Consider the following 25,636-nt stretch of genomic DNA (forward strand, 5'->3'; position numbering starts at 1 on the left):
TGAAGTCAGACAGCAATTGATAAGCGCGCCTGCATAATGCAGGCGCTCCAAAGGTGCGAATGATAGCACAAGGGGTTAGAAGCGGATGCCGGGAAGATGTAAAAGATCTGTATAAGTAATCTTTACCCCGTAATGCCTGATGACGCTACGCTTATCAGGCCTACAATCCCCCGCGAATCAACCCCCCCATGCCGCGGCGCTCCATAAAGGCCGCTACCTGATGGCGTACCTCTGCTGCCATCTGCGCTTCCAGGCTGCGCTGCGCCAGCGTTTGCGCCTCATCAAAATCGATATGACGCAGCAGATATTTAACGCGAGCGACAGAACGACCGTTCATCGACAAATGACGGAAACCCAGGCCGATCAGAATAGCCACGCACATCGGGTCGCCCGCCATTTCACCGCACAGGCGTAAATCGATACCGCTTCTTTCGGCTTCCTGCGCAATCATCGCCAGCGCACGTAACATCCCCGGATGCAGACTGTCATAAATGCTGGCTACCCGTGTGTTGTTACGATCGACGGCCAGTATGTACTGGGTAAGATCGTTGGTTCCGACCGAGATAAAGTCAATCCGGTTTGTCAGATGCGGTAGCATGAACACCATCGACGGAACTTCCAGCATGATGCCAATGCGCGGTTTCGGGATCTCGTAACCGATCATCTCCTCCACTTCGCGTCCGGCGCGTTCAATCAAACGTCGCGCTTCGTCCACTTCATCAATGCTGGTTACCATCGGCAGCAAAATGCTGAGGTTGCCGGTTGCCGCATTGGCACGCAGCATGGCGCGAACCTGGATCAAAAAGATCTCTGGTTGATCGAGCGTTATGCGGATCCCTCGCCAGCCAAGGCACGGGTTCTCTTCACTGATCGGCATGTAGGGCAGCTGTTTATCGGCACCGACATCCAGCGTACGTAGGGTCACCGGCTTGTCGTTAAACATTTGCAGCATGCCCTGATACTGCGCAACCTGTTCTTCTTCCGAAGGAAAACCGCTTTGCAGCATGAACGGGATTTCGGTGCGATACAGGCCAATACCGTCGATCCTGCTACCCAGCTTTTCTTCATGTTCCGGGCTGAGACCCGCATTGAGCATCACCTTCACGCGCTCGCCGCTTTTCAACTGTGCTGGCTGGTTGACGTCGTCTTCCGCCAGGCGGCTCAGCTCAATTTCTTCACTGATAAGACGCTGGTATTCCTGAATCAATACCGGTTCCGGATCGACCAGCAGTTCACCGCGATAACCGTCCACCACCAGCGTGCGGCGATGCAGCACCGACGGCTGGATATCGGCCCCCATAACGGTAGGGATACCCAGCGCACGAACCATAATTGCCGCATGAGAGTTGGCTGCACCGTCCCGGACAACCACGCCGACTAACCGGTCCTGAGGAAGCTCCGCCAGCGTGGTCGCCGAAAGTTCATCCGCCACCAGCACGAAGCGTTCCGGCCAGGCATTCGGCCCCTGGATAGAGTCGTCAAGGTGGAACAGCAGACGCTGGCCGAGCGCGCGTAAATCTCCGGCCCGCTCTTTGAGGTAGTTATCGCTAAGCGCGGCAAATTGTTCGGCAAACTTTTCGATGATCGTTTTAACCGCCCACTCGGCCACCGAACCGTTATCCACTTCCGCAAACAGCTCGCGGCGCAGACGGGTATCGGAAAGCAAGTGCGAGTAAAGATCAAAGATCGCCGCCGTTTCTTTCTGCGCCCCAGCGGTAAAACGCTTGCTATAGCGGCGGAATTCGTTCGCCGCCTCTTCCAACGCACCGGTCAGTCGCTCGCGCTCAAGCACCGGATCCAGCGTTGAAGCCTGATAGACCTGCTCCATCAGCGGTAGCGTCGCATCCTGCCAGCCTTCAGCTATTGCCACGCCGGGGGCGGCAGGCAATGCACGGATGCGCGTTTGCCGGTATTGACCGAACAGCGCGTTTAGCTGCGACTGCGAAAGTATGGCCGCCATTTGCGTGGCGAGCGTGACGAGGAAAGACTCTTCACTTTCATCGTACTGACGCAGTTCACGCTGCTGCACCACCAGTACACCTAAAAGCTGGCGACGCTGAATGATCGGTACGCCTAAGAATGCACGAAAACGCTCTTCTTTTACCGAAGGAATGTATTTAAAGCTGGGATGTTTTTGCGCATCGGCGAGGTTGATAGGTTCCGCCAGCCTGCCAACCAGGCCAACGATACCTTCATCAAACGCGAGTGCGACAGTGCGACCACGTGGTTTTTTCAGTCCCCGGGTCGCCATGAGGTAATAACAACGTCGATCGTGATCGGCCAGATAAACCGAACAGACCTCTGTATCCATCGCAAGACAGATGTCGGTAACCAGTATATTCAGCGCTTCATTCAGACGCGGAGCACTGGCCACCTTTTCGACTATTTCGCGCAGGCGGGTGAGCATAATTTGCGTAGCTTAACCTCTTTTACGTCTGTACGCAGGTGTGCTTTGCGGCTTAGGAGTGCTCTCCTGAAGCGCCATGACAACACTTGCGAATTCTTTCATCACCCTGCGATAGACATCGCGTTTAAATGACACCACCTGTCGAACCGGATACCAGTAACTCACCCAGCGCCAGCCGTCGAACTCAGGTGTACTGCTGGTTTGCATATTGATTTCAGCATCGCTGCTGACCAATTGCAGAAGAAACCATTTTTGTTTCTGGCCGATACAAACCGGCTTCGTGTCCCAACGCACCAAACGTTTCGGTAACTTGTAACGCAACCAGTTACGAGTAGAAGCAAGGATCCGTACATCTTTACGACTGAGACCCACTTCTTCAAAGAGTTCCCGGTACATCGCCTGCTCTGCTGTCTCTCCTGCGTTGATCCCACCTTGTGGAAATTGCCAGGAGTGCTGACCAAATCGCCGGGCCCACATGACCTGCCCCTGGCGGTTACAAATTACTATCCCTACATTCGGGCGGTAGCCATCGTCATCAATCACCGGACTACCTCAACATAAACCTTATATACAAACGATTGTTTCACACTCCTGAGGGGCGGTAAACCACTCTGTTAAGGGTGCGATATTCTAATAACAATTGAATAACTCACAGTTAAAGGCCGAGTTATAAACAGAAGAAGGGCAAGCAAGGCGATTTTATTCACCTTTTCTGTGGATATAGTTGTGAAGAAGTACGGAATTACTATGGGAAAACCCAGAACAGTCCGAATAAGACATTTGTCACATATAAAAAATAGTCTTATATATTCATAAAGTTAAAACTGATCCACGCAGATAAACACACAGAAACGTGATGTACGTCACGCATACGATCTTCACGCTGATGAAAGATCGACCAGCGTTGGTTTTATCCACAGATTATGCCAATAAGTTAGGCACAATTTGTGTGAAAATTCGATTTTCGTCGCACGTCAAGGCTGTAAATTGAAACAGTAGTGGGGGTTTTTCACAGTTATCCCATCTTTCTGTGGATAACATGGTGTAAGATCCTGTTCATTGTCAGTGACCAGAATTGGAAAACCCGCTTCGCTGTTGCGCAACTCTGCGAACGTGAATCTAAAAACCAATATAAATCATATAATTGAATAAAGCATGTGGAAAAAGATAAACTCTGTCCACACGGTATAAAATCATTGCTCATTTTTTCACCTAAGGGTTAACCCGATGCCAGAACTCCGTCCGTTGCTTTCTCCCCCTGAATCTGAAGCCCAGTTGCTGAGCCAGGCACAACAGCTTTCGGGCTACGCGTTGGGAGAATTAGCGGCAATGGCGGGAATCGTTACGCCGAAGGATCTTAAGCGCGATAAAGGCTGGATTGGCGTGCTACTGGAAATCTGGCTCGGTGCCAGCGCGGGCAGTAAACCAGAGCAGGATTTTGCGGCGCTGGGCGTGGAGCTGAAAACGATCCCTGTGGACAGTCTTGGCAGACCGCTGGAAACCACCTTTGTGTGCGTGGCACCGTTAACCGGCAATACCGGCGTCACCTGGGAAACCAGCCATGTACGGCACAAACTCAAACGCGTTCTGTGGATCCCGGTAGAAGGCGAACGCAGCATTCCGCTGGCTGAGCGCCGCGTCGGCTCTCCCCTGCTGTGGAGCCCGAATGAAGAAGAGGACCGGCAATTGCGTCTGGACTGGGAAGAATTAATGGACATGATTGTGTTAGGTCATGTCGAACACATCACCGCTCGCCATGGGGAAGTACTGCAACTGCGTCCTAAAGCCGCCAACGCCCGCGCACTTACCGAGGCCATTGGCGCCCACGGCGAACCCATCCTGACCCTGCCCCGCGGTTTTTACCTGAAAAAGAACTTCACCCGCGCATTGCTTGAGCGGCATTTCTTATTCCAGGCGCAATAGCCTCCTCCGGCCTTTCACCCGCCGCGTTACGGGCCTATAATTACCGCTTCTTTTTTTTGGCAGGACTTTGTTCGATGTTATTTGCATGGATAACCGATCCTAACGCCTGGCTTGCGCTCGGTACGCTGACGCTGCTGGAGATCGTTCTTGGGATCGACAATATTATTTTCCTTTCTCTGGTTGTAGCCAAACTCCCGACAGCGCAACGCAATCATGCCCGACGTATTGGGCTGGCGGCGGCGATGATCATGCGTCTGGCACTGCTGGCTTCTATCGCCTGGGTAACGCGACTGACAAACCCGCTATTCGAGTTGTTTGGCGAGGCGATATCAGCACGCGACCTGATCCTTCTGCTGGGGGGATTGTTCCTGATCTGGAAAGCCAGCAAGGAGATCCACGAATCCATTGAAGGTGAGGAAGAGGGGCTGAAAACCCGCGTATCTTCTTTCCTGGGCGCAATTGTGCAGATCATGTTGTTAGACATTATCTTCAGCCTGGATTCCGTAATTACTGCGGTTGGCCTGTCTGACCATCTGTTTATTATGATGGCGGCGGTGGTGATTGCCGTAGGTGTGATGATGTTTGCTGCTCGCCCAATTGGTGAGTTTGTCGATCGCCACCCTTCGGTAAAAATGCTGGCGCTCTCGTTTCTGATTCTGGTCGGTTTTACGCTGATTCTGGAAAGTTTCGACGTCCACGTTCCGAAAGGATATATCTATTTCGCCATGTTCTTCTCTATCGCGGTAGAGACCCTGAACCTGTGGCGTAATAAAAAAAATCCGCTCTGATGAAATCCATCGCTCCCCGCAAGGGGAGCGAATGCCCGCCACACCTACCTCTTCTCACAGTTTAAGATTTTACTGCTTTCACCCTGCACAACTTCGCGTTATTACTAAACTATTGTCAGACGCAGGCCATGTGAGGATAAGCAGATGAAAAAATGGGCAGTTTTGATTTCCGCCGTAGGACTGGCTTTTGCCGTTTCCGGATGCAGCAGCGATTATGTAATGGCGACAAAAGATGGTCGAATGATCCTGACCGATGGAAAACCAGAAATTGACGATGATACCGGTCTGGTGAGCTATCACGACCAGCAGGGCAATGCGATGCAGATTAACCGCGATGATGTGTCCCAAATCATTGAACGCTGATGGTTGAGGTCAGCAGCGCGCTGGCCTTAACAATTTTACTTCCCTTTTTCGCTTCCCTCAGCCATTTTTATAATCCTTATGTCGTGATTATAAAAAGGAAACGGCTATGCAATATCACCGTATACCCCACAGCTCGCTGGAAGTCAGTACACTGGGGCTGGGCACAATGACGTTTGGTGAACAAAACAGCGAAGCCGACGCACATGCACAGCTCGATTATGCCGTAGCACAGGGCATTAATTTGATCGACGTTGCCGAGATGTATCCGGTACCGCCGCGTCCTGAAACCCAGGGTCTCACCGAAACCTACGTAGGTAACTGGCTCGCCAAACACGGCAGCCGAGAAAAGCTGATCGTCGCTTCTAAAGTCAGTGGACCATCACGCAACAACGACAGCGGCATCCGCCCGAATCAGGCGCTGGATCGTAAAAATATCCGTGAAGCGCTGCACGACAGCCTGAAAAGACTGCAAACCGATTACCTGGATCTGTATCAGGTTCACTGGCCTCAGCGCCCGACCAACTGCTTTGGTAAGTTAGGCTACAGCTGGACAGACTCCGCGCCGGTCGTTTCCCTGCTGGATACGCTGGACGCGCTGGCCGAGTTTCAGCGCGCCGGGAAAATTCGTTACATCGGCGTTTCTAATGAAACCGCGTTTGGCGTGATGCGCTATCTGCACCTGGCGGACAAACACGATCTGCCACGCATCGCCACCATCCAGAACCCATACAGCCTGCTGAACCGCAGCTTTGAGGTTGGACTGGCAGAAGTGAGCCAGTATGAAGGCGTTGAGCTGCTGGCCTACTCTTGCCTGGGCTTCGGTACATTAACCGGGAAATACCTGAACGGCGCGAAACCTGCCGGTGCACGCAATACGCTGTTTAGCCGTTTCACGCGCTACAGCGGCGAGCAGACGCAGAAAGCCGTTGCGGCCTATGTGGATATCGCGAAACGCCATAATCTGGATCCTGCGCAAATGGCGCTGGCATTCGTGCGTCGTCAGCCGTTTGTCGCCAGCACTTTGCTGGGCGCCACGACCATGGAACAACTAAAAACCAACGTTGAAAGTCTGCATCTGGAGTTGAGCGAGGAAGTGCTGGCAGAGATTGAAGCGGTGCATCAGGTGTATACCTATCCTGCACCTTAACAGTTAGCGCCTGATGGCGCTGCGCTTATCAGGCCTACAGACAGCGTTCCCTGTAGGCCTGGTTGCAACAGCATATAACAGACTAATGGCGGCGCTGCCAAATCCACAGCGCCGCAATCGCCAGCGCAAACAGCGCACCGAACCCAATACCAATCGCTACCGCCGGAATCCCCACCAGCACCGCCAGTGAGTAAATACCCAACATCAACAGCATCGCGCTGTTTTCACCCAGGTTTTGCACCGCAATCGCATTACCTGCGCCGACGCTTTTCTTACCCCGCTCCTGCAGTAACGCATTCAGCGGCACCACAAAGAACCCACCACACACGCCGATAAGCAGCAGCAACGCGTAGGCCGGAAGCAGCGCATGTTGCAGAGAGAAAATCAGCACCACGATGCCAATCAGGATCCCTGCAGGCATACAGCGCGACACGGTTTCCAGCGTCACCAGCTTCGCTGCCGCACCCGCACCGACCACAATCCCGATCGCTACCATGGCATTGAGGTAGGTCGGCGTGGCGTTATCGGTGATGCCGAGCGCCACCGGGACCCACAGCACCAGCAGAAAACGCAGCGTAACGCCCGCCCCCCAGAAAAGGCTGGTTCCCACCAACGAGAAGCGTGTTTCACCGTTGCGCCACAGCGAAGAGGCGGCGCAGAAGAAACTGCGCGTCATTTTCCCCAGATGCCAGGACTGGCCAGGGCGAGCCGCGGCCAGTTTCGGGATATACAGGTTAGCCACCACTGCGCCAGCATAGGCCAGCGCACAGGCAGAAAGCGCGGCAATCACGTGCCAGTCGGCCAGAACGCCGCCGGCGACAGATCCGAGCAGAATCGCGGCAATGGTGGAAGCTTCCATCAGGCCGTTGGCTTTCACCAGTTTATCGCCGGTAGTCAGTTCACCGAGAATGCCATACTTGGCCGGTGAATATGCCGCCGCGCCGATCCCCACCAGCGTATACCCGATAAACGGATTAATGCCGAAGCAAATACTCGCCGCACCCAGCAGTTTCAGAGCGTTCGCAAACATCATCACTCTGCCTTTGGCAAAGCTATCCGCCACCTGTCCAACAAACGGCGCAAACAGAATGTAAGCGCCCACAAACACCATTTGCAGGATAGGCTGACTCCAGTCCGGATAAAATTGCTCCTTCAGCAACGCCAGCGTAGCAAACAGCAACGCGTTATCGCCAAACGCCGACAGAAACTGCGCGGCGATAACGGACATCATCCCTTTGGACCAGATTGACGTGTTAGTGTGCACTGACTCACTCATGTTGTTTTTCCGGCTCATCGACCCAGCTTTTCAGCGTAACAAAATCCGGCTTACCGCTGCCGAGTAATGGGAGTTGCTTCTGGTGGCGAATATCACGCGGTACAGCAAGTTCAGGTACGCCGTGCGCCCGCGCATACTGCTGTAGTTTTTCACGCGTGAGTTCGCTATCGGTGGTAAACAGCACCAGCGCCTCACCTTTGCTGGCATCACTCTTGATCGCCGTGGCGTGCATTTTGTCTGCTGATACCGCCAACGCCAGTTGCTCAACCATTTCCAGCGACACCATCTCTCCGGCAATTTTAGCAAAACGCTTGGCGCGCCCCTGAATCTGTACAAAGCCGTTTTCATCAAAGCGCACGATGTCTCCGGTGTCATACCAGCCGCGCTCAATCTCACCTTGCGCATTCTCTGCCGTCGGCACTTCCAGCACCCCAGGTTTTTCGACGCGCAAATAGCCGCTCATAATATTAGGGCCTTTCAGCTGTAAACGCCCACCGTCCTCAATTCCCGGAACGGCCAACAGTCGAGCATCCATACCAGGCAAGATACGCCCTACCGTTCCCGATTTTGCCGCCATCGGTACGTTAATCGACACAACCGGCGCACATTCCGTCACCCCATAGCCCTCAAGGACGCGCAGGCCAAATTTCTCCTGCCACAGTTGCTTTGTGCTGTCCTGCAGTTTTTCCGCTCCCGCAACCACATAGCGCAGGCGATGGAAATCGTATGGATGCGCGAAACGCGCGTAGTTGCCGAGGAACGTTGACGTACCAAACAACACGGTGCAGTTCCGGTCGTATACCAGCTCTGGCACAATGCGGTAATGCAGCGGGCTGGGATAAAGAAACACTTCTGCGCCAGTCAGTAGCGGCGTGAATAATCCCACCGTCAGGCCAAAGGAGTGGAACAGCGGCAGCGCCGACATAAAGCGGTCATCGGCGGTGAAATCGGCAATCGTTTTAATCTGCTCAACGTTCGCCAGAATGCTTTTATGACTGTGAACCACGCCTTTCGGATGGCCTTCTGAACCGGAGGTAAAGAGGATCACCGCAGCGTCTTCAGGCTGCTGCTTCACCTGCGCCAGATGCGGTGCCAGCAAATGTGAGAAAATCCACAGCTTATCGCCAAAGGTCACATCAGCTTTCAAGTCTTCCAGATAAACCCAACGCACCTGGGTAAGCTGTTCCGGTAAATGCCAGAGTTTGCCTTTATCGAGAAACTGTCGGGATGTGAAGATCGTTTTAATTTCAGACGCAGTTATGGCGCTGGTTAATCCTTTCACACCCGCGGTGTAGTTCATCATGGCCGGAATGCGTCGACGCGCAATGGCGCCAAAAATGACCGCCGCGCTGATTCCCGCATTTGGCAGCATCAGGCCGATTTTTTCACCTTCGACGCTGTATTTTTCCAGAATACGCGCGACAAACAGCGTTTTCGTCAGCAGTTTACGGTAGCTGTCCGGAGTGAAATTAATATCTTCAATGCAGTTTTTGCCTGCGCCAAAACGGTATTTCGCCGCCAGCAGCGACTCGTAGAGCGTCTCACGCGGACGAACCGCCATGCGTGCTTCCATCATAATTTGATGCAGCATCTCTCCGGCGATTTTACGGCGATCGCGAGCTCGCGGTGCTTCCGGCATCGGCAGTTGTGTCGGCGGTAGGATGTGTAAGCGGATGCGCGGGAAGAATCGCTGTTTAACCAAACCTTTCAGGCGGCTAAAGCGGGAAAGCTCTGCGCCCTCAATGCGCACAGGTACGACCGTCGCTCCCGACTTAGCGGCGACAAACCCGGCACCGTCATAGATTTTCATTAACGAGCCGGTGGTCGAAATACGCCCTTCCGGAAAGATAACCACCGGGCGGCCCTGTTCGACCAGACGAACCAGATGTTTAATCGACATCGGTTTGGTTGGATCTAACGGTACGAAATCAATCAGCGGGGTTAGCCAGCGCATATACCATTGCTGGCTGATCGAGGTGTAAACAGCGAAGACGGGACGAATCGGTAAAAAGAGCGCCAACAGGATGCCGTCTATAAATGAGACATGGTTGGGAGTGATTAGAACGCGTTCTCCCTGTAGCGCGCTGACATCGCCCGTGACGCGAACGCGGAAAAGCACGCGAAACAGATTACGAAAAAAGCCAAATAGCATCTCAACTCCCTGTGCCATTAATTATATAAACATCAATGGTGGGAGAGTATACGAGTTGGGGAATAGGCGCGACAGGTAACTGTTAAATACAATCCGAAAAAAAACCTGCGCATCCGCGCAGGTTGGTGCAAGAGACAGGTACGAAGTGCGTACCGAATAATCTCACCAATCAATACCTCTGGGATCTTGATTGTGGTCGTCAGCAGCCAGATACGCCAGTGCGAAAACGCAAAGGAATGAACCCAAATGCAACGAGTTGTGTAAATTATCGGTTACTGTTACAGATAAGCTGAAGGTAAAAAAAAACCTGCGCATCTGCGCAGGCTGGTGTAATTCTAGTGATCAACCCGAAAGTTGATTTCACCTATCAATACCTCTGGGATCTCAACTCTAGCAATCTGCTCAGTTCCCTCACCAGCGAACAATCGCAACAGCACATCGCAAAGTGTAAGCAAAAATTAGCATTTTCTATTTTCTGTCTTACTTCGCTCGTGTGCGCTCACATTTGCGACGTTCTGACGGGCAATCTGCTTGAACAGCCAGCCATTTTCCGTAACACTGACGGAATGTAAGCGTTTACCCACAACAGGTACTATCATGGCGACCATAAAGGATGTAGCCCGACTAGCAGGTGTATCAGTCGCCACCGTTTCTCGAGTGATTAATGATTCCCCTAAAGCCAGCGAAGCATCGCGCCTGGCTGTAACGAGTGCAATGGAATCACTCAGCTACCACCCCAACGCCAATGCGCGTGCGCTGGCACAACAATCCACAGAGACCATCGGTCTGGTAGTTGGTGATGTGTCCGATCCATTCTTTGGGGCAATGGTTAAAGCTGTCGAGCAGGTGGCCTATAACACCGGTAATTTTTTGCTGATTGGCAACGGCTACCATAACGAACAGAAGGAACGACAGGCGATTGAACAGCTCATTCGCCACCGCTGCGCAGCCCTTGTTGTCCACGCAAAAATCATCCCGGATGCTGAGCTGGCATCACTAATGAAGCAAATCCCTGGCATGGTATTAATTAACCGAATTCTGCCAGGATTCGAACAACGCTGCGTTGCCCTTGATGACCGTTTCGGCGCATGGCTCGCGACCCGCCACCTCATTCAACAGGGCCATACGCGCATTGGCTATCTGTGCTCCAATCACACAATCTCAGATGCGGAAGATCGTCTGCAAGGCTATTACGACGCGCTGGCAGAGAGCAATATACCGGTCAGCGATCGCCTGGTAACGTTTGGTGAACCGGATGAAAGCGGCGGTGAACAGGCGATGACCGAGTTACTTGGTCGTGGCAAAAACTTCACTGCGGTAGCCTGCTACAACGACTCAATGGCGGCTGGTGCCATGGGCGTATTAAATGATAACGGCATTGATGTACCGGGAGAAATCTCGCTGATTGGTTTTGATGATGTGCTGGTTTCTCGCTACGTGCGCCCGCGTCTGACCACGGTACGCTATCCGATCGTGACGATGGCAACCCAGGCTGCCGAACTGGCGCTCGCGCTGGCGGAGAAGCGCCCCGTGCCTGAAATTACCCACGTTTTTAACCCAACTCTGGTGCGTCGCCATTCCGTTTCGACGCTGACAGAGCCGGGGAATTCATCGTCAAACGATTAACCAGGATAGCGTTATGACTACGATGTTGGACGTTTCACGACGCGCAGGCGTCTCAAAAGCGACCGTTTCGCGCGTACTGAATGGCACGGGTCAGGTAAAAGAGAGCACGCGCCAGAAAGTGTTTAAGGCCATGCAGGCACTTGATTATCGGCCTAATTTTTTAGCACGATCTTTGGCAAACCGCACCAGCAACAGCATTGGTCTGGTGGTTTCTACATTTGATGGATTCTACTTTGGCCGGCTGCTGCAACAGGCTTCACGCCAGACGGAATCTCACGGCAAGCAGTTGATCGTCACCGACGGACACGACACACCAGAGCGTGAGCAGGAAGCCGTGCAAATGCTGGCGGACAGGCAGTGCGACGCCATTATTCTCTATACCCGCTATATGAGTGAAAAAGAGATAATGTCGCTGATGAACAGCATCGCTATGCCCTTGCTGGTCATCAACCGTGATGTAAGCCAGGCCCGCGATCGCGCGATTTTCTTTGAACAGGAAGACGCGGCCTATCAGGCGGTCAATTATCTTATCTCCCAGGGCCATAGCGATATTGCTTGTATCACTGTGCCAGGCCATACCCCGACCGGTAAATCCCGCCTGATGGGGTATCGTAAAGCGCTGGAAAAAAACGGTATTCCCTGGGATCCCGACAAGGTCAAATACGGCGACTCCACGATGACACGAGGCTATGAAGCCTGTCGTGAACTGCTGGAGGAAGGGGTGAAATTCAGCGCACTGTTCGCCTGTAACGATGACATGGCATTGGGCGCATCAAAAGCGTTACATCAGGCCGGGCTGAGGATCCCAACGGACGTCTCACTGTTTGGTTTTGATGATGCACCCAGCGCCAAATGGCTGGAGCCGGGGCTGTCTACCGTTTATCTGCCGATTGATACCATGATAACCACGGCAATCGACCAGGCTATCCGGCTGGCCAACGGCGAGAGCGTCGAGCCAATCCCACCGTTTACCGGCAAACTGGTACTACGTGACTCAGTAACGCTCGGGCCGTATTTTAAGTAATTAAATGCCGGATGGCGGCACAAGTGCCTTATCCGGCCAACAGCGCCCACAGTTAATTTCGTAGGCCGGATAAACGTAGCGCCATCCGGCATTTCACCACGCTGTAATCAGATTAATTCCAGCGCTAACAGCTCATCAATGGTCTGGCGACGGCGAATCAGCCGCGCCACGCCGTTATCGAACAAAACCTCCGGCAGCAGAGGACGGCTATTGTAGTTTGACGACATAGACGCGCCGTACGCCCCGGTATCATGCAAGACCAGATAATCACCCGGCACCACCGCAGGCAACAGACGGGTTTCCACATTTCCGCCCTCCTGCTGGGTAAACACGTCGCCAGATTCGCACAGCGGCCCGGCCACCACGGTTTCCCGTTGCGGGGCGTGTTCCAGAGACCGACCATCCCCAGCCAGCGCGGAGATATGGTGATAGCTGCCGTACATCGCCGGGCGCATCAGATCGTTGAAGCCCGCATCGATCAGCACAAAGTGACGGCTACCCATCTCTTTTACGCTGCGTACCTGTGCTACCAGCACGCCGGCTTCCGCGACCAGAAAACGACCCGGCTCAATCTCAAGCGCGACCGGATGCCCCAGGTATTTAGCAATCTGCTCACGTGCAGCGTTCCACAATCCAAAGTAGTGATCGGTATCGATCGCCTCTTCACCTTCGCGATACGGGATTGATAAACCGCCGCCCGCAGAGATCGCCTCCAGATCCTGATCAAATTCAATCACCTGACGCACCATCGCACCGCACACCTGCTCCAGATGCGCGTAGTCCACACCGGAGCCAATATGCATATGAATCCCCACCAGCTTCAGCTTGTAGCGCTGAATCACCTCCAGCGCCGCGGGAAGATCGCTATACCAGATCCCGTGCTTGCTGTTTTCGCCGCCGGTATTGGTTTTCTGACTGTGTCCATGCCCAAAGCCAGGGTTTACGCGTAGCCACACGCGATGGCCCGGCGAGACCTGACCCAGTTGTTCCAGCATATCCACTGAACCGGCATTTACCGGAATGCTCAATTCATGCACCCGGGCGAGCGTCGCGTCATCGATCATATCGGCGGTAAAGACTATCTCATCTTTTCCTGGCTCAAAGCCCGCAGCCAGCGCACGTTCAATTTCGCCCAGCGAGACGGAATCCACCTTCACGCCCTGCTCGCGCATCAGGCGCAGAATATGAATATTCGAGCATGCCTTCTGGGCAAAACGCACCACGTCAAACTGGCTCAGTTTGGCAATCTGCGCGCGGATAATCTGCGCATCATAGACCCACACCGGGCAGCCGAATTCGGCAGGCAGGCGCAGCAGGTTGTCGGCGGTCAGGTCAGTGTCTGTGTTGTTGAGTGGGCGTGGCATGGTGTGCTCCGGTATTGGCTTTTTTATGATTACGCCACAGCCCGAAAAGAATAAAAAATATCGTTTTATCGTGAGTCTATGCAAAAATGATATGGATTGGTTCATTCGAGGATTGCCCATGCCCGCCGTTAACCTGCGACACATCGAAATTTTTCACGCCATCATGACGGCAGGCAATCTGACGGAAGCCGCGCGCATGCTACATACCTCGCAGCCCACCGTCAGTCGGGAACTGGCCCGATTCGAGAAAGTACTGGGATTAACGCTGTTTGAACGCACGCGTGGCCGGCTGCACCCAACCGTGCAAGGGTTACGTCTGTTTGAAGAGGTGCAACGTTCGTGGTATGGCCTGGACAGAATTGTGAGCGCCGCCGAAAGCCTGCGCGAGTTTCGCCAGGGCGAATTGTCGATTGTTTGCCTGCCGGTATTCTCACAGTCCTTTTTACCACCACTGCTGCAGCCATTCCTCGCACGCTATCCGCAGGTCAATATTCAGATAGTGCCGCAGGAGTCACCGCTGCTGGAAGAGTGGCTGTCGGCGCAGCGCCACGATCTGGGGTTAACGGAAACGCTGCATACGCCAGCCGGAACAAAACGCACCGAATTGCTGGCGCTGGATGAAGTGTGTGTGCTGCCCCAGGGGCATCCGCTGACTAAGAAAGCGGTGTTAACGCCGCAGGATTTTCAGGGGGAAAACTACATCAGCCTGTCACGGACCGACAGTTACCGTCAGCTACTGGATAGCCTGTTTAATGAGCACCAGGTGAAGCGCCGTATGGTGATTGAAACCCATAGCGCCGCTTCAATTTGTGCAATGGTGCGGGCAGGCGTGGGGATCTCGGTGGTAAACCCACTGACCGCGCTGGATTACGCCAGTAGCGGGGTCGTCATCCGCCGCTTCAGTATTTCGGTACCCTTTACGGTCAGCCTGATTCACCCACTTCATCGCCCCGCCTCGGCGCTGGTTGATGCTTTTACGGCGCATCTTCAGGACCATCTACCAAGTCTTATTGACCCGCTGGAGGCTATTTTGCATCCACAACCGAAAGCATAAATGCCACCGCATCTTGCGCATGGATTGCCGCGGTGTCGAAAACCGGTAGTGGGCTTCGCTCGGTGGGAACCAGCAGACCAATCTCGGTACAGCCAAATATCACCCCTTGCGCCCCCTGTTTCGCTAACTGGTTAATGACGCTCAGGTAATAGTCGCGGGAGGACTCGCTGAATTCACCGAGACACAGCTCATCGAAAATAATTTGGTTTATTTTCTGACGGTCATCAGCGTCAGGAATCAGCGTGCTAATGCCAAATTCAGTCTGTAAACGCCCGCGATAAAAATCCTGCTCCATGGTGTAACGCGTGCCCAGTAGCGCCACATTGCGCATCTGCTGCTTTTGTATCGCCCGACCCGTCGCATCGGCAATATGCAGGAATGGCACATCACAGGCGGCTTCAATCGCCTCAGCAACCTTGTGCATGGTGTTGGTACACAGCACAATCCCTTCCGCACCCGCCTGCTGTAACCCCAGCGCCGCCTGCGCCAGAATATCGCCTGCTTTATCCCACTCACCGCGACTCTGGCACAACTCAATCTCATGAAAATCCACGCTGTGCAGCAGGATCTGCGCTGAATGCAGGCCGCCCAGGCGCTGTTTTACCCCTTCATTAATGAGTCGATAATAAGGAATGGTAGATTCCCAGCTCATACCGCCTAACAGACCGATCGTTTTCATCATTTCCCCTGACTCGTTGTTGTCTCTCCAGTGAACCAAAGATGTGATCAACTTTCCACATATGTTGGCGTGCATTTCTTTTTTTAATTTTCTGATATAGGTTTAATGAAACATTGTTTTAATTAATTACAGGAAGGCCGGATGTTTATTTTTCATAAAGAGACCACACTTGACGATCTGGGCAATGGCGTTACCCGGCGCATTCTTGCTCACGACGGTAACATGATGGCGGTTGAGGTGAACTTCGAGCAAGGCGCGATAGGCCCGATGCACAATCATCCGCACGAGCAGCTGACTTACGTGTTGTCCGGTGAGTTTGAATTTACCATCGGCGAAGAAAAGCATGTCGTTAGGGCGGGCGATACCCTGTATAAACAACCCAACATTATGCATGGCTGCGTCTGTTTAAAACCGGGAACGCTGCTGGATACCTTTACGCCCATACGCGAAGATTTTCTACACGGGTAAAGCGCTAAATAAAAAAGCCGGGTATCGCTTACCCGGCTTACATGAGACGTCATCCGACACTCCGTCTCAACATTTACACCCCAATATCTCTTAACTTCTCACCTGCCATCAGCTTACGTTCGATATGCTCAAGCGTGACGTTTTTGGTTTCTGGAATCAGCCAGAACGTAATACCGATAAACACGACGTTCAGCGCAGTATATAGCCAGAACGTACCGGCGGCGCCAATGCTATCGAGCAGCGTCAGGAACGTTGCACCAATGATCATGTTCGACACCCAGTTGGTGGTGGTGGAGCAGGTAATACCAAAATCACGGCATTTCAGCGGCTGAATTTCCGAACACAGGATCCACACCACCGGCGCGGCGCTCATCGCATAGCCTGCAATACACATCATCGTCATGCCAACTGACAGCCAGGATAGTCCACTGGAAGCCGTGCCGTTATCAAACTGCATCAGGCAATATCCGAGCACCAGCGTCCCGATGGCCATTACGCTGAAACCAATTTTCAACGCCGGTTTACGTCCTGCTTTGTCGACCGTGAAGACGGCAATAAAGGTAGCGAACATAAACGTTAAGCCAACCACCAGCGTGGCAATCATCTGCTGCTCTGTGGTGGTAAAACCCGCCATTTTGAAAATGCGCGGCGCGTAATACATGATGATGTTCATCCCGGTGAACTGCTGCATCGCCTGCAGTAACATCCCAAGAAAAACTGCGCGGCGCACGTTACGGTTAATTTTAAACAGCGCCCAACCACCCTGCTTCAGCTTCAAGCTTTCACGGATTTCGTTCAGCTCATCGCGGGCCTTTTCTGACGTATCGCGCAGCATGCGCAATACTTCTTCTGCTTCAATGTGGCGACCTTTTTCCGCCAGCCAGCGCGGGCTGTTGGGCAGGAACACAACCAGAATAATCAGCAATACAGCCGGAAGAGCCAGCACGCCCAGCATAGCGCGCCAGTTACCGCTGTAGCTGAACGCGGTATCAGACAAAAAGGCCAGAACGATGCCCAACGTCACCATCAGCTGATACATACTGATCATCTTGCCACGCACGTTTTCGCTGGCCATTTCAGAGAGATAGAGCGGTGCGGTGTAAGAGGCGATCCCCACCGCAACGCCCAGTACCACGCGGGCAAAAATGAGCATTTCTACGCTGGAGGCAAACGCCGAGCCCAGAGATCCGACGACGAAAAGGATCGCCCCCGCCATCAGACTGTATTTACGTCCCAGGCGGAATGACAGCCAACCGTTAAACAGCGCACCAATTGCCGCGCCCAGCATCATGCTGCTGACCACCCACTCCTGCAGGCGGCTGGTCAACACAAAGTGATCGGTGATGAAAGGCAACGCCCCGGCAATCACGCCAATATCCAGGCCGAATAACAACCCTGCGACAGCCGCAGAGATAGAAACAAACATATTCATACGTCGCGTATCGCGCACTGGGCGCGGCGCTAAAGCAGCATCATTATTTATTGAGACCATTTTTTCCTGCCAGATACAGAGTAACCATGCCATTGAAAGTAAGGGATCCCTTGCAGGAAGCGTCAGGCGGGAAACGGCAAAAACATGGATTAAATAGCTACACCACATCGTTATGTGATGGATATTCCAATTTTAAAATTTACCGACAATCACTCAATTAAATTTAATTTATTGATATTAAAGAATATTAAAAACAATAAATTGATACGCATGAAATTTAATATGGAATAATTTATAACCACAATATGGATTTTAATGATTCAAAAGTAAAAAAAACCCTGCCATTTAGCAAGGTTTGTTGGCTCTGGAAAGCAATTAACGCGCCAGCCAGCCGCCGTCTACCGCAACGGTATAGCCGTTGATATAGTCAGATGCGCTGGACGCCAGGAACACGACAGGCCCCATCAGGTCGCTCGGCAGACCCCAACGCCCCGCCGGAATACGATCGAGGATTTCTGCGCTACGCTGCTCATCAGCACGCAGCTGTTGAGTGTTATTCGTCGCCATGTAACCCGGTGCAATCGCGTTGACGTTGATGTTATGTTTTGCCCACTCGTTCGCCATCAGACGGGTAACACCCATTACACCGCTTTTAGACGCGGTGTAAGACGGCACGCGGATCCCGCCCTGGAAGGAAAGCATAGAGGCGATGTTGATAATTTTACCGCCGTTACCCTGGGCGATAAAGTGCTTCGCCGCGGCCTGAGACATAAAGAACACGCTCTTAATGTTCAGGTTCATCACGTCATCCCAGTCTTTTTCGCTGAAGTCGATCGCATCGTCACGACGGATAAGACCCGCGTTGTTGACCAGAATATCGATATGGCCGAATTCTGCCACTGCGCGCTCCAGCAGCGCCGGAATACCGTCGATTTGACGCAGATCGGCGGTCAGGCTTAAAAAACGGCGGCCCAGTGCGGTCACACGTTCGATGGTTTCTGTCGGTTCAACAATGTTGATACCGACGATATGGCAGCCCGCTTCCGCCAGGCCCAGCGCCATACCCTGACCCAGACCGGTGTCACAACCGGTCACAACGGCGACTTTACCTTCAAGAGAGAATGCATTCAAAATCATTGTAAATCCTTAATTTTTATAATGCCCGCCGCAGCAGGCACGGCTGTCGCCCGCAACTAGCGCAGATCTTTTACTGCAACATGGTCCATATCATCAAAGACCTGGTTTTCGCCTACCATGCCCCAAATGAACGTATACGCTTTTGTGCCGACACCGGAGTGAATAGACCAGCTTGGAGAAATCACCGCCTGCTCGTTGTGCATCACAATATGACGCGTTTCCTGAGGCTGCCCCATCATGTGGAATACGCAGGTATCTTCTTCCATATTGAAGTAGAAATAGACTTCCATACGACGTTCATGGGTATGACACGGCATGGTGTTCCACAGGTTACCCGGTGCCAGTTCAGTCAGACCCATGCTCAACTGGCAGGTTTCCAGAACATCCGGCACAAAGTATTTGTTGATGGTACGACGGTTACTGGTGAGGTTATCGCCCAGCGTCACTGGCGCAACGTCTGCAGGCGTGACTTTCTTAGTTGGGTAAGTCGTGTGGGCCGGCGCGCAGTTGTAGTAAAACTTCGCCGGTTTTGTCGTATCAATACTGGCGAATACCACCTCTTTTGCCCCTTTTCCGACGTACAGCGCGTCGCGATGACCAATTTCATAGCACTGACCGTCAACGGTAATCGTGCCCGGGCCGCCGATATTGATCACACCCAGCTCACGACGTTCGAGGAAATAGGTTACGCCCAGCTGTTTGCCGACTTCGCCACCCACAGAGACGGTTTTGGCCACTGGCATAATGCCGCCAACAATGATGCGGTCGATGTGGCTGTAGACCATGGTGTATTCATCTGCGACAAACACTTCTTCGACCAAAAACTCATTACGCAGCCCCTGAGTGTCCAGGGTTTTCGCATGCGCACTATGGATGCTTTGTCTTACGTCCACATTTACCTCCAGTGATAAATTGACCGTGAATGCTTAAACGAATAGCAAAACGCTGTTCCGTTTTATCTTATGCACTCATGATATTCCTCCCTGAATGTGTTTTCAATTATAAATAAAACGATGTTTCACTTTTTTCGCATCTTATTATCAAAAGTGTAAGTGCGATCACGCTAGCGCGTATGAATAGCGAAATGGACTTTAATAAAATGATTGAATAACAATACGATAAATTTATTTATTCATTAGGGGCGGGGATAAAAAATGGAAAATTCAGCCGAGATGATCAGTCGAAAAGACACCTTTTCTAACAAAGTGCGCAGTTAATCACATGAAATGAAACAATGTTTTGATAAGTTAACTTTGTTTAGAGTGTATGTTTCTGTAACTGGCCTTGCCCTCCTGCTGGAGGGCTTTTTTACAGGTGCAGGGAAACTCTTAGAAAGGCGTTTAAGACGGTAAATGTAAGATCGTTAATCTCGTTCGATAGCGAGCGCCACCCCCTGACCACCACCGATACACAGCGTTGCCAGGCCCTTATGCGCCCGACGCTTCACCATTTCATGCACCAGCGAAACCAGAATTCGGCAGCCAGATGCGCCAATCGGGTGACCGAGCGCAATGGCTCCGCCGTTAACATTCACCCGCCGTTCATCCCACTCCAGCATTTTCCCAACGGATAATGCCTGCGCGGCGAAGGCCTCATTAGCTTCGATAAGATCAACATCAGCCAGTTGCCAGCCCACACGCTCAAGGCAGCGGCGCGTCGCATACACTGGCGCAATCCCCATGAGCGCAGGGTCGACCCCGACGCTGGCAAAGGCGCGAATACGGGCCAGTACAGGTAAGTTCAACTCTTGCGCCTTGGCCTCGCTCATCATCATCACCGCAGCGGCGCCGTCATTGATGGATGACGCGTTACCTGCCGTTACCGAACCGAGCCTGTCAAAGGTAGGATCCAGACGCGCCAGCCCTTCGGCGCTGGCATCGGTACGCGGCTGCTCGTCGGTATCCACCACCAATGATTGCCCATTACGCTGTGTTACCACCGGCACGATTTCATCTTTAAAGCGTCCAGCATCAATTGCCATCCGCGCTTTGTGCTGCGAGTGCAGCGCGTAGGCATCCTGCAATTCGCGGCTAATGCCGTATTCTCGCGCCAGGTTTTCCGCGGTAACGCCCATGTGATAATCATTGAAGGCATCCCACAGACCGTCATGTACCAGGCTGTCGACCAGTTGGCTGTTCCCCAGCTGTGCGCCGGTGCGGCTATCGGTAAGGACATGCGGGGCACGGCTCATATTCTCTTGCCCGCCCGCAATCACAATGTCGGCTTCGCCGCACTGGATAGCCTGGGTCGCCAGATGCAGCGCTTTCAGGCCCGAACCGCAGACATCGTTAATGGTGATGGCGGAAACGGTATTGGGTAGCCCACCATTGATGGCAGACTGACGCGCCGGATTCTGCCCGGCACCTGCGGTAAGCACCTGACCGAGGATCACTTCATCCACAGCATGAACGTCCACGCCTGTGCGTTCCAGTAAAGCCCTGACCACCATGCTGCCTAATTCAACGGCAGAATGGCGCGCCAGCGTCCCCTGGAAGCAACCAATCGGTGTCCTTAACGCCCCGACTATCACAACCTCTTTCATCACCACCTCAGCGCAAAATAACACCGCAATAGTAGATGATTGTTAAAAAGAGTTATCAAGGTTGTTTAAAAACGGTGATTTTTATCACAAAGGAAATTCGTATCATTTATTGGTCATCTGAACGCCACTCTGCTGTAAATGGTCGCGCAGCCAACTTCCCGCCACGCCAGGCGGTGATTTCTTATTCCACAACAGATCGATAGAGATAGCCTTTGGCCAGCCGGGCAGCTTTAATTGAACCAATGGTTTTTCTGCCGCAAACTCCTCCACCAGCGCACACGGGAGCGCGCACCAGCCGAATCCCTGAACAGCCATACTTAGCAATAACAGGTAGTTAGGAGCCGACCAGACGGGACCGCGCGCCACGTTAGTCCCGCTTTCCAGATAGGTATTCAGACGCAGCTCGCGCCAGGTATGCAGCTGTTCCCACTGCAGTTTTTCTTGAGCCGCCAAAGGATGCGATACCGCCACGTATAATCCCATCCAGGTTTGCATCGGCAGACGCGTAACGCCCATGTCGGTCGGGTAATCCTCCCGCGCTTCGATCAACCCCACCTGAGCACGTCCTTTTTGCAGCAGATCGATCACGTCCTCGTCTTCGCCAATCAGACATTCAAACTCAGTATGGGGAAACTTGCGATCAAACTGCACCATCAACTCTTCCAGCACATCCGGATGCAGCGTGTCTGACAACACGAAGGTCAGACGCGCTTCCGTTTCACCCGACAGCGAGATCGCCGCTTCATCCAGTCGTTCGCTGGCCGTCAGAATCGCCTGCACATAACCCAGCACCCGCTTACCTTCTTCGGTCAGCGTTGGCTGGCGTGATGAACGGTCAAACAGCGCAAAACCAAGGTCGGCTTCCAGATGCGCAATGGCCGTACTGATGGTGGACTGGCTTTTGCGCAGCCGCCGGGCCGCCGCAGAAAATGAACCGCAGGAAACGGTCTCCACAAATGCCGTTAACGCTTCAGGAGAGTAACGCATGAACTATCTACTTTATCGATGGGTACTATCTTTTAGATATCACATTAAACGATAAAATTGCCACCATTCCGTTATCCGGGCATCAAAGAAGGTTTTAGGTTATGCAACACGATACAGTCCAACGCCGCTCGTTAGTAGAGCGTATTTTTCATGCCGTCTGCTTTGAAGGCATTGCCACCGCTGTTCTCGCACCAACCACCGCATGGTTGATGCAGCGCTCGGTGCTGGAAATGGGCGGACTGACCATTCTTCTCGCCACTACAGCGATGATCTGGAATATCATTTATAACGCCCTGTTTGACCGTCTGTGGCCGTCGCACCTGGTAAAACGTACGGCAAAAGTGCGAGCATTTCACGCCTTAGGTTTTGAGAGTGGTTTTATTGTGATTGGGGTGAGCATCGTGGCGTATGTGCTGAACGTCAGCCTGTTTCAGGCATTCACGCTGGAAATAGGTTTCTTCCTGTTCTTCCTGCCGTATACCATGTTCTATAACTGGGCTTATGACACGTTACGCGAGCGTGTTATGAAGCGTCGCCAGCAGCGCGTTACTGCCTGATAATTAAAATAATAGTCGGAATTTTCTCGGTTCCGGCTATTCATCCATTCACCAGCCCGCTTGTTCACACCTCCCCCAGCCCCTGCCATTTGTGGTAAATTGCGCTTCTTTTTGTTTATTTTATAGTTGATACGTTCAAATAATGTCGAAATTTTGGTCAAAAGAAGAGACTCTCTGGAGCTTCGCACTATATGGGACTGCCGTCGGCGCAGGAACCCTCTTCCTCCCCATACAGCTGGGTTCTGCAGGCGCGGTGGTATTGTTTATCACCGCTCTCGTCGCCTGGCCTTTAACCTACTGGCCGCACAAGGCGCTGTGCCAGTTTATCCTGTCTTCAAAAACGTCGGCTGGTGAGGGGATCACTGGCGCGGTTACACACTACTACGGCAAGAAGATTGGCAGCCTGATCACCACCCTCTATTTTATTGCCTTCTTTGTGGTGGTATTGATCTACGCCGTGGCGATAACCAACTCACTCACCGAACAGCTGGCAAAACATATCGAGATAGATCTTCGCGTGCGTATGCTGGTCAGTCTGGGCGTGGTACTGGTGCTGAATTTAATTTTTCTGATGGGTCGACAAGCCACCATCCGGGTGATGGGCTTTCTGGTGTTCCCGCTCATCGCGTATTTTTTATTCCTTTCGCTCTACCTGACCGGAAGCTGGCAGCCAACGTTACTCACCGGCCAGATGTCTGTCGATCAGCACACGCTTCATCAGGTTTGGATATCTATTCCCGTGATGGTTTTCGCTTTTAGCCATACGCCAATTATCTCCACGTTTGCCATTGATCGACGTGAGAAATATGGCGAGCAGGCCATGGGTAAATGCAAAAAAATCATGAAGGTAGCCTACGTCATCATCTGCCTGAGCGTGCTGTTTTTCGTTTTCAGCTGTTTGCTTTCGATTCCGACAAACTATATCGAGGATGCAAAAAATGAAGGCGTGACCATTCTGTCAGCACTATCGATGATGCCTAACGCACCGGCATGGCTGTCGATTTCCGGGATCATCGTTGCCGTCGTAGCGATGTCAAAATCGTTCCTTGGCACCTACTTTGGCGTGATTGAAGGGGCAACGGAGGTAGTAAAAACATCGTTGCATCAGGTGGGTGTGAAGAAAAGCCGGGCCTTTAACCGCGCCCTGTCCATCATGCTGGTCTCGGCTATCACGTTTATCATCTGCTGCATCAATCCTAATGCTATTTCAATGATTTACGCGATTAGTGGGCCGCTGATTGCCATGATTTTGTTTATCATGCCGACATTGTCTACCTATCTGATCCCAGCGCTGAAGCCGTACCGTTCAGTGGGTAACCTGATCACCCTGATTGTCGGTCTGCTGTGCGTATCTGTGATGTTTTTTGGCTAAATGACGTTATCAACGGCTCATTCATCAGTGTGTGGATGAGCCGTTAAACTGGCTTATTTGATGTACGAATCCAGTACTTTCAGAATCACATCCAAATCTTCTTCGCGCTTAATTTCATCGCCCTGATGCACAATGTGCTCGGTCAGATGACCTTTAATCACTTCGCGCATTAATCCATTTACCGCCCCGCGGATCGCCGCTATTTGCTGCAATACCGCCGCGCATTCATGCGGTTCATCCAGCATGGTTTTCAACGCCGCTACCTGCCCCTGAATTTTGCTGGTTCGGGCTTTCAGCTTTTGTTTGTCGCGGATCGTATGTGACATAACTTTACCTTTTTAACGTCTGGCTGAAGGGACAATACCATCGACATTCTACTGGGGGGTAGTATTTGATACTGGGGGGGAGTAGAATCAGACGAAATTAAACAACTAAGAATCATTCTCATGGGTGAGTTTTCTACGCTTCTTCAGCAAGGCAACGCCTGGTTTTTCATTCCCAGCGCGATTCTATTAGGTGTGTTGCACGGTCTGGAACCAGGGCATTCCAAGACGATGATGGCGGCCTTTATTATTGCTATTAAGGGGACCATCAAACAGGCGGTGATGCTGGGGCTGGCAGCAACGCTGTCGCATACCGCCGTAGTATGGCTGATTGCGCTCGGTGGGATGTATATCAGCAAAGCGTTTACCGCCCAGGCCGTTGAGCCCTGGCTGCAATTTGTCTCGGCAATAATTATTCTCGGGACCGCATTCTGGATGTTCTGGCGAACCTGGCAGGGAGAGCAGAACTGGCTGGCCCAGACGCATCACGACCACGATCACGGGCATCACCACCACCATGATCATGACGACCATCACCATCATCATGACCACGACCACGATCATAACCATGCCGCGTTAGCAGGGCTGAGCGAGGGTTCGAAAGAGTATCAGGATGCCCACGAACGGGCGCATGCCACCGATATTCAGCGCCGCTTTGCGGGCAAAGAGGTCACCAACGGCCAAATATTACTGTTCGGTCTGACTGGCGGGCTGATCCCGTGCCCAGCTGCCATTACGGTGCTACTGATATGCATCCAGCTCAAAGCCTTCACGCTGGGCGCCACCATGGTGCTGTGCTTCAGCCTCGGGCTGGCGCTGACACTGGTAACGGTGGGCGTGGGTGCGGCAATCAGCGTGCAGCAGGCGGCCAAGCGTTGGAGCGGATTTAACACGCTGGCACGCAAAGCGCCCTATTTTTCCAGCGTGCTCATTGCAATGGTCGGCTTATATATGGGGATTCACGGCTATATGGGGATCGTCGGTTAATATATGAGAGCGCAGCAGCGATAGCCGC

Annotated in this window: 23 protein-coding genes; 11 read left to right on the forward strand and 12 right to left on the reverse strand. The window is 52.7% G+C overall.

Going from position 1 to position 25,636, the window contains the following annotated elements:
- Positions 1-160: 160 nt before the first annotated feature.
- Positions 161-2,407, reverse strand: a complete 2,247-nt coding sequence (gene ptsP / locus E6P06_RS22925) for a phosphoenolpyruvate--protein phosphotransferase (RefSeq protein WP_003033984.1) — start codon at positions 2,405-2,407, stop codon at positions 161-163.
- A gap of 12 nt (positions 2,408-2,419) precedes the next feature.
- Positions 2,420-2,950 carry an RNA pyrophosphohydrolase gene (gene rppH, locus E6P06_RS22930; RefSeq protein ID WP_003033982.1) on the reverse strand — a complete coding sequence of 177 codons (531 nt, stop codon included), beginning with the start codon at positions 2,948-2,950 and terminating at the stop codon, positions 2,420-2,422.
- 684 nt (positions 2,951-3,634) lie between these two features.
- On the opposite strand from rppH, the gene mutH reads away from it, so the two are divergent.
- From mutH to E6P06_RS22950, 4 genes are all read left to right on the forward strand, one after another.
- Positions 3,635-4,330, forward strand: coding sequence for a DNA mismatch repair endonuclease MutH (gene mutH, locus E6P06_RS22935; RefSeq protein ID WP_139935764.1), 696 nt, complete (start codon positions 3,635-3,637; stop codon positions 4,328-4,330).
- A gap of 74 nt (positions 4,331-4,404) precedes the next feature.
- On the forward strand, positions 4,405-5,118 hold the full coding sequence (locus E6P06_RS22940) for a TerC family protein (RefSeq protein ID WP_003033961.1): 714 nt from the start codon (positions 4,405-4,407) through the stop codon (positions 5,116-5,118).
- Positions 5,119-5,262: 144 nt separating this feature from the next.
- Positions 5,263-5,481 (forward strand): lipoprotein YgdR, encoded by a 219-nt coding sequence (gene ygdR / locus E6P06_RS22945; RefSeq protein WP_000758660.1) that lies wholly within the window; start codon positions 5,263-5,265, stop codon positions 5,479-5,481.
- Between the two features lie 106 nt (positions 5,482-5,587).
- The gene (locus E6P06_RS22950) at positions 5,588-6,628 is read left to right on the forward strand and encodes an NADP(H)-dependent aldo-keto reductase (protein ID WP_003033954.1); all 1,041 of its coding nucleotides are present in this window, start codon (positions 5,588-5,590) and stop codon (positions 6,626-6,628) included.
- An 82-nt stretch (positions 6,629-6,710) separates the two neighbouring features.
- Here E6P06_RS22950 and lplT read toward each other — a convergent pair whose 3' ends face one another.
- Both lplT and aas read right to left on the reverse strand, forming a co-directional pair.
- Positions 6,711-7,904, reverse strand: a complete 1,194-nt coding sequence (gene lplT / locus E6P06_RS22955; protein ID WP_139935765.1) for a lysophospholipid transporter LplT — start codon at positions 7,902-7,904, stop codon at positions 6,711-6,713.
- Positions 7,897-10,056, reverse strand: a complete 2,160-nt coding sequence (gene aas, locus E6P06_RS22960; protein WP_139935766.1) for a bifunctional acyl-ACP--phospholipid O-acyltransferase/long-chain-fatty-acid--ACP ligase — start codon at positions 10,054-10,056, stop codon at positions 7,897-7,899. The genes lplT and aas overlap by 8 nt, the downstream gene beginning before the upstream one ends.
- 597 nt (positions 10,057-10,653) lie before the next feature.
- Between aas and galR the strand changes: the two genes are divergently transcribed.
- Both galR and E6P06_RS22975 read left to right on the forward strand, forming a co-directional pair.
- Positions 10,654-11,682, forward strand: a complete 1,029-nt coding sequence (galR, locus tag E6P06_RS22970) for an HTH-type transcriptional regulator GalR (RefSeq protein WP_003033945.1) — start codon at positions 10,654-10,656, stop codon at positions 11,680-11,682.
- A gap of 13 nt (positions 11,683-11,695) precedes the next feature.
- Positions 11,696-12,706, forward strand: a complete 1,011-nt coding sequence (locus E6P06_RS22975) for a LacI family DNA-binding transcriptional regulator (RefSeq protein ID WP_032937458.1) — start codon at positions 11,696-11,698, stop codon at positions 12,704-12,706.
- Positions 12,707-12,813: 107 nt separating this feature from the next.
- Here E6P06_RS22975 and lysA read toward each other — a convergent pair whose 3' ends face one another.
- Complete coding sequence (gene lysA / locus E6P06_RS22980; protein ID WP_087879274.1) at positions 12,814-14,070, reverse strand: diaminopimelate decarboxylase; 1,257 nt, start codon at positions 14,068-14,070, stop codon at positions 12,814-12,816.
- 118 nt (positions 14,071-14,188) lie between these two features.
- Between lysA and E6P06_RS22985 the strand changes: the two genes are divergently transcribed.
- Positions 14,189-15,124 carry a LysR family transcriptional regulator gene (locus E6P06_RS22985; RefSeq protein ID WP_044699798.1) on the forward strand — a complete coding sequence of 312 codons (936 nt, stop codon included), beginning with the start codon at positions 14,189-14,191 and terminating at the stop codon, positions 15,122-15,124.
- Here E6P06_RS22985 and E6P06_RS22990 read toward each other — a convergent pair.
- Complete coding sequence (locus E6P06_RS22990; RefSeq protein ID WP_044713437.1) at positions 15,096-15,803, reverse strand: aspartate/glutamate racemase; 708 nt, start codon at positions 15,801-15,803, stop codon at positions 15,096-15,098. The genes E6P06_RS22985 and E6P06_RS22990 overlap by 29 nt on opposite strands.
- 141 nt (positions 15,804-15,944) lie before the next feature.
- Between E6P06_RS22990 and E6P06_RS22995 the strand changes: the two genes are divergently transcribed.
- Entirely contained in the window at positions 15,945-16,271 is a 327-nt protein-coding gene (locus E6P06_RS22995; protein WP_003033932.1) for a cupin domain-containing protein, read from the forward strand.
- Between the two features lie 73 nt (positions 16,272-16,344).
- Here E6P06_RS22995 and araE read toward each other — a convergent pair whose 3' ends face one another.
- The 5 genes from araE to E6P06_RS23020 all read right to left on the reverse strand — a co-directional run bounded on the left by araE (position 16,345) and on the right by E6P06_RS23020 (position 22,369).
- On the reverse strand, positions 16,345-17,763 hold the full coding sequence (gene araE, locus E6P06_RS23000; protein ID WP_003033926.1) for an arabinose-proton symporter AraE: 1,419 nt from the start codon (positions 17,761-17,763) through the stop codon (positions 16,345-16,347).
- A gap of 315 nt (positions 17,764-18,078) precedes the next feature.
- The gene (kduD, locus tag E6P06_RS23005) at positions 18,079-18,840 is read right to left on the reverse strand and encodes a 2-dehydro-3-deoxy-D-gluconate 5-dehydrogenase KduD (protein ID WP_139935767.1); all 762 of its coding nucleotides are present in this window, start codon (positions 18,838-18,840) and stop codon (positions 18,079-18,081) included.
- 56 nt (positions 18,841-18,896) lie between these two features.
- The gene (gene kduI / locus E6P06_RS23010) at positions 18,897-19,733 is read right to left on the reverse strand and encodes a 5-dehydro-4-deoxy-D-glucuronate isomerase (protein WP_003840972.1); all 837 of its coding nucleotides are present in this window, start codon (positions 19,731-19,733) and stop codon (positions 18,897-18,899) included.
- A gap of 470 nt (positions 19,734-20,203) precedes the next feature.
- Entirely contained in the window at positions 20,204-21,382 is a 1,179-nt protein-coding gene (locus E6P06_RS23015) for an acetyl-CoA C-acetyltransferase (protein WP_003033912.1), read from the reverse strand.
- Positions 21,383-21,484: 102 nt separating this feature from the next.
- Positions 21,485-22,369 carry a LysR family transcriptional regulator gene (locus tag E6P06_RS23020; RefSeq protein ID WP_044713439.1) on the reverse strand — a complete coding sequence of 295 codons (885 nt, stop codon included), beginning with the start codon at positions 22,367-22,369 and terminating at the stop codon, positions 21,485-21,487.
- Positions 22,370-22,470: 101 nt separating this feature from the next.
- On the opposite strand from E6P06_RS23020, the gene E6P06_RS23025 reads away from it, so the two are divergent.
- Together E6P06_RS23025 and E6P06_RS23030 are read left to right on the forward strand one after the other, a co-directional pair.
- Positions 22,471-22,926, forward strand: coding sequence for a multidrug/biocide efflux PACE transporter (locus tag E6P06_RS23025; protein WP_003840976.1), 456 nt, complete (start codon positions 22,471-22,473; stop codon positions 22,924-22,926).
- Positions 22,927-23,068: 142 nt separating this feature from the next.
- Positions 23,069-24,298 (forward strand): amino acid permease, encoded by a 1,230-nt coding sequence (locus E6P06_RS23030; RefSeq protein WP_003840979.1) that lies wholly within the window; start codon positions 23,069-23,071, stop codon positions 24,296-24,298.
- A gap of 53 nt (positions 24,299-24,351) precedes the next feature.
- On the opposite strand, the gene rcnR is transcribed toward E6P06_RS23030, so the two are convergent.
- Entirely contained in the window at positions 24,352-24,624 is a 273-nt protein-coding gene (gene rcnR, locus E6P06_RS23035; protein ID WP_003033900.1) for a Ni(II)/Co(II)-binding transcriptional repressor RcnR, read from the reverse strand.
- 120 nt (positions 24,625-24,744) lie between these two features.
- On the opposite strand from rcnR, the gene E6P06_RS23040 reads away from it, so the two are divergent.
- Positions 24,745-25,608 (forward strand): nickel/cobalt efflux protein RcnA, encoded by an 864-nt coding sequence (locus E6P06_RS23040; protein ID WP_139935768.1) that lies wholly within the window; start codon positions 24,745-24,747, stop codon positions 25,606-25,608.
- The last annotated feature ends 28 nt before the right edge of the window (positions 25,609-25,636 follow it).

It is taken from the genome of Citrobacter sp. CF971, assembly GCF_006385635.1.
In the GTDB taxonomy this organism is placed as follows: Bacteria; Pseudomonadota; Gammaproteobacteria; order Enterobacterales; family Enterobacteriaceae; genus Citrobacter; species Citrobacter freundii.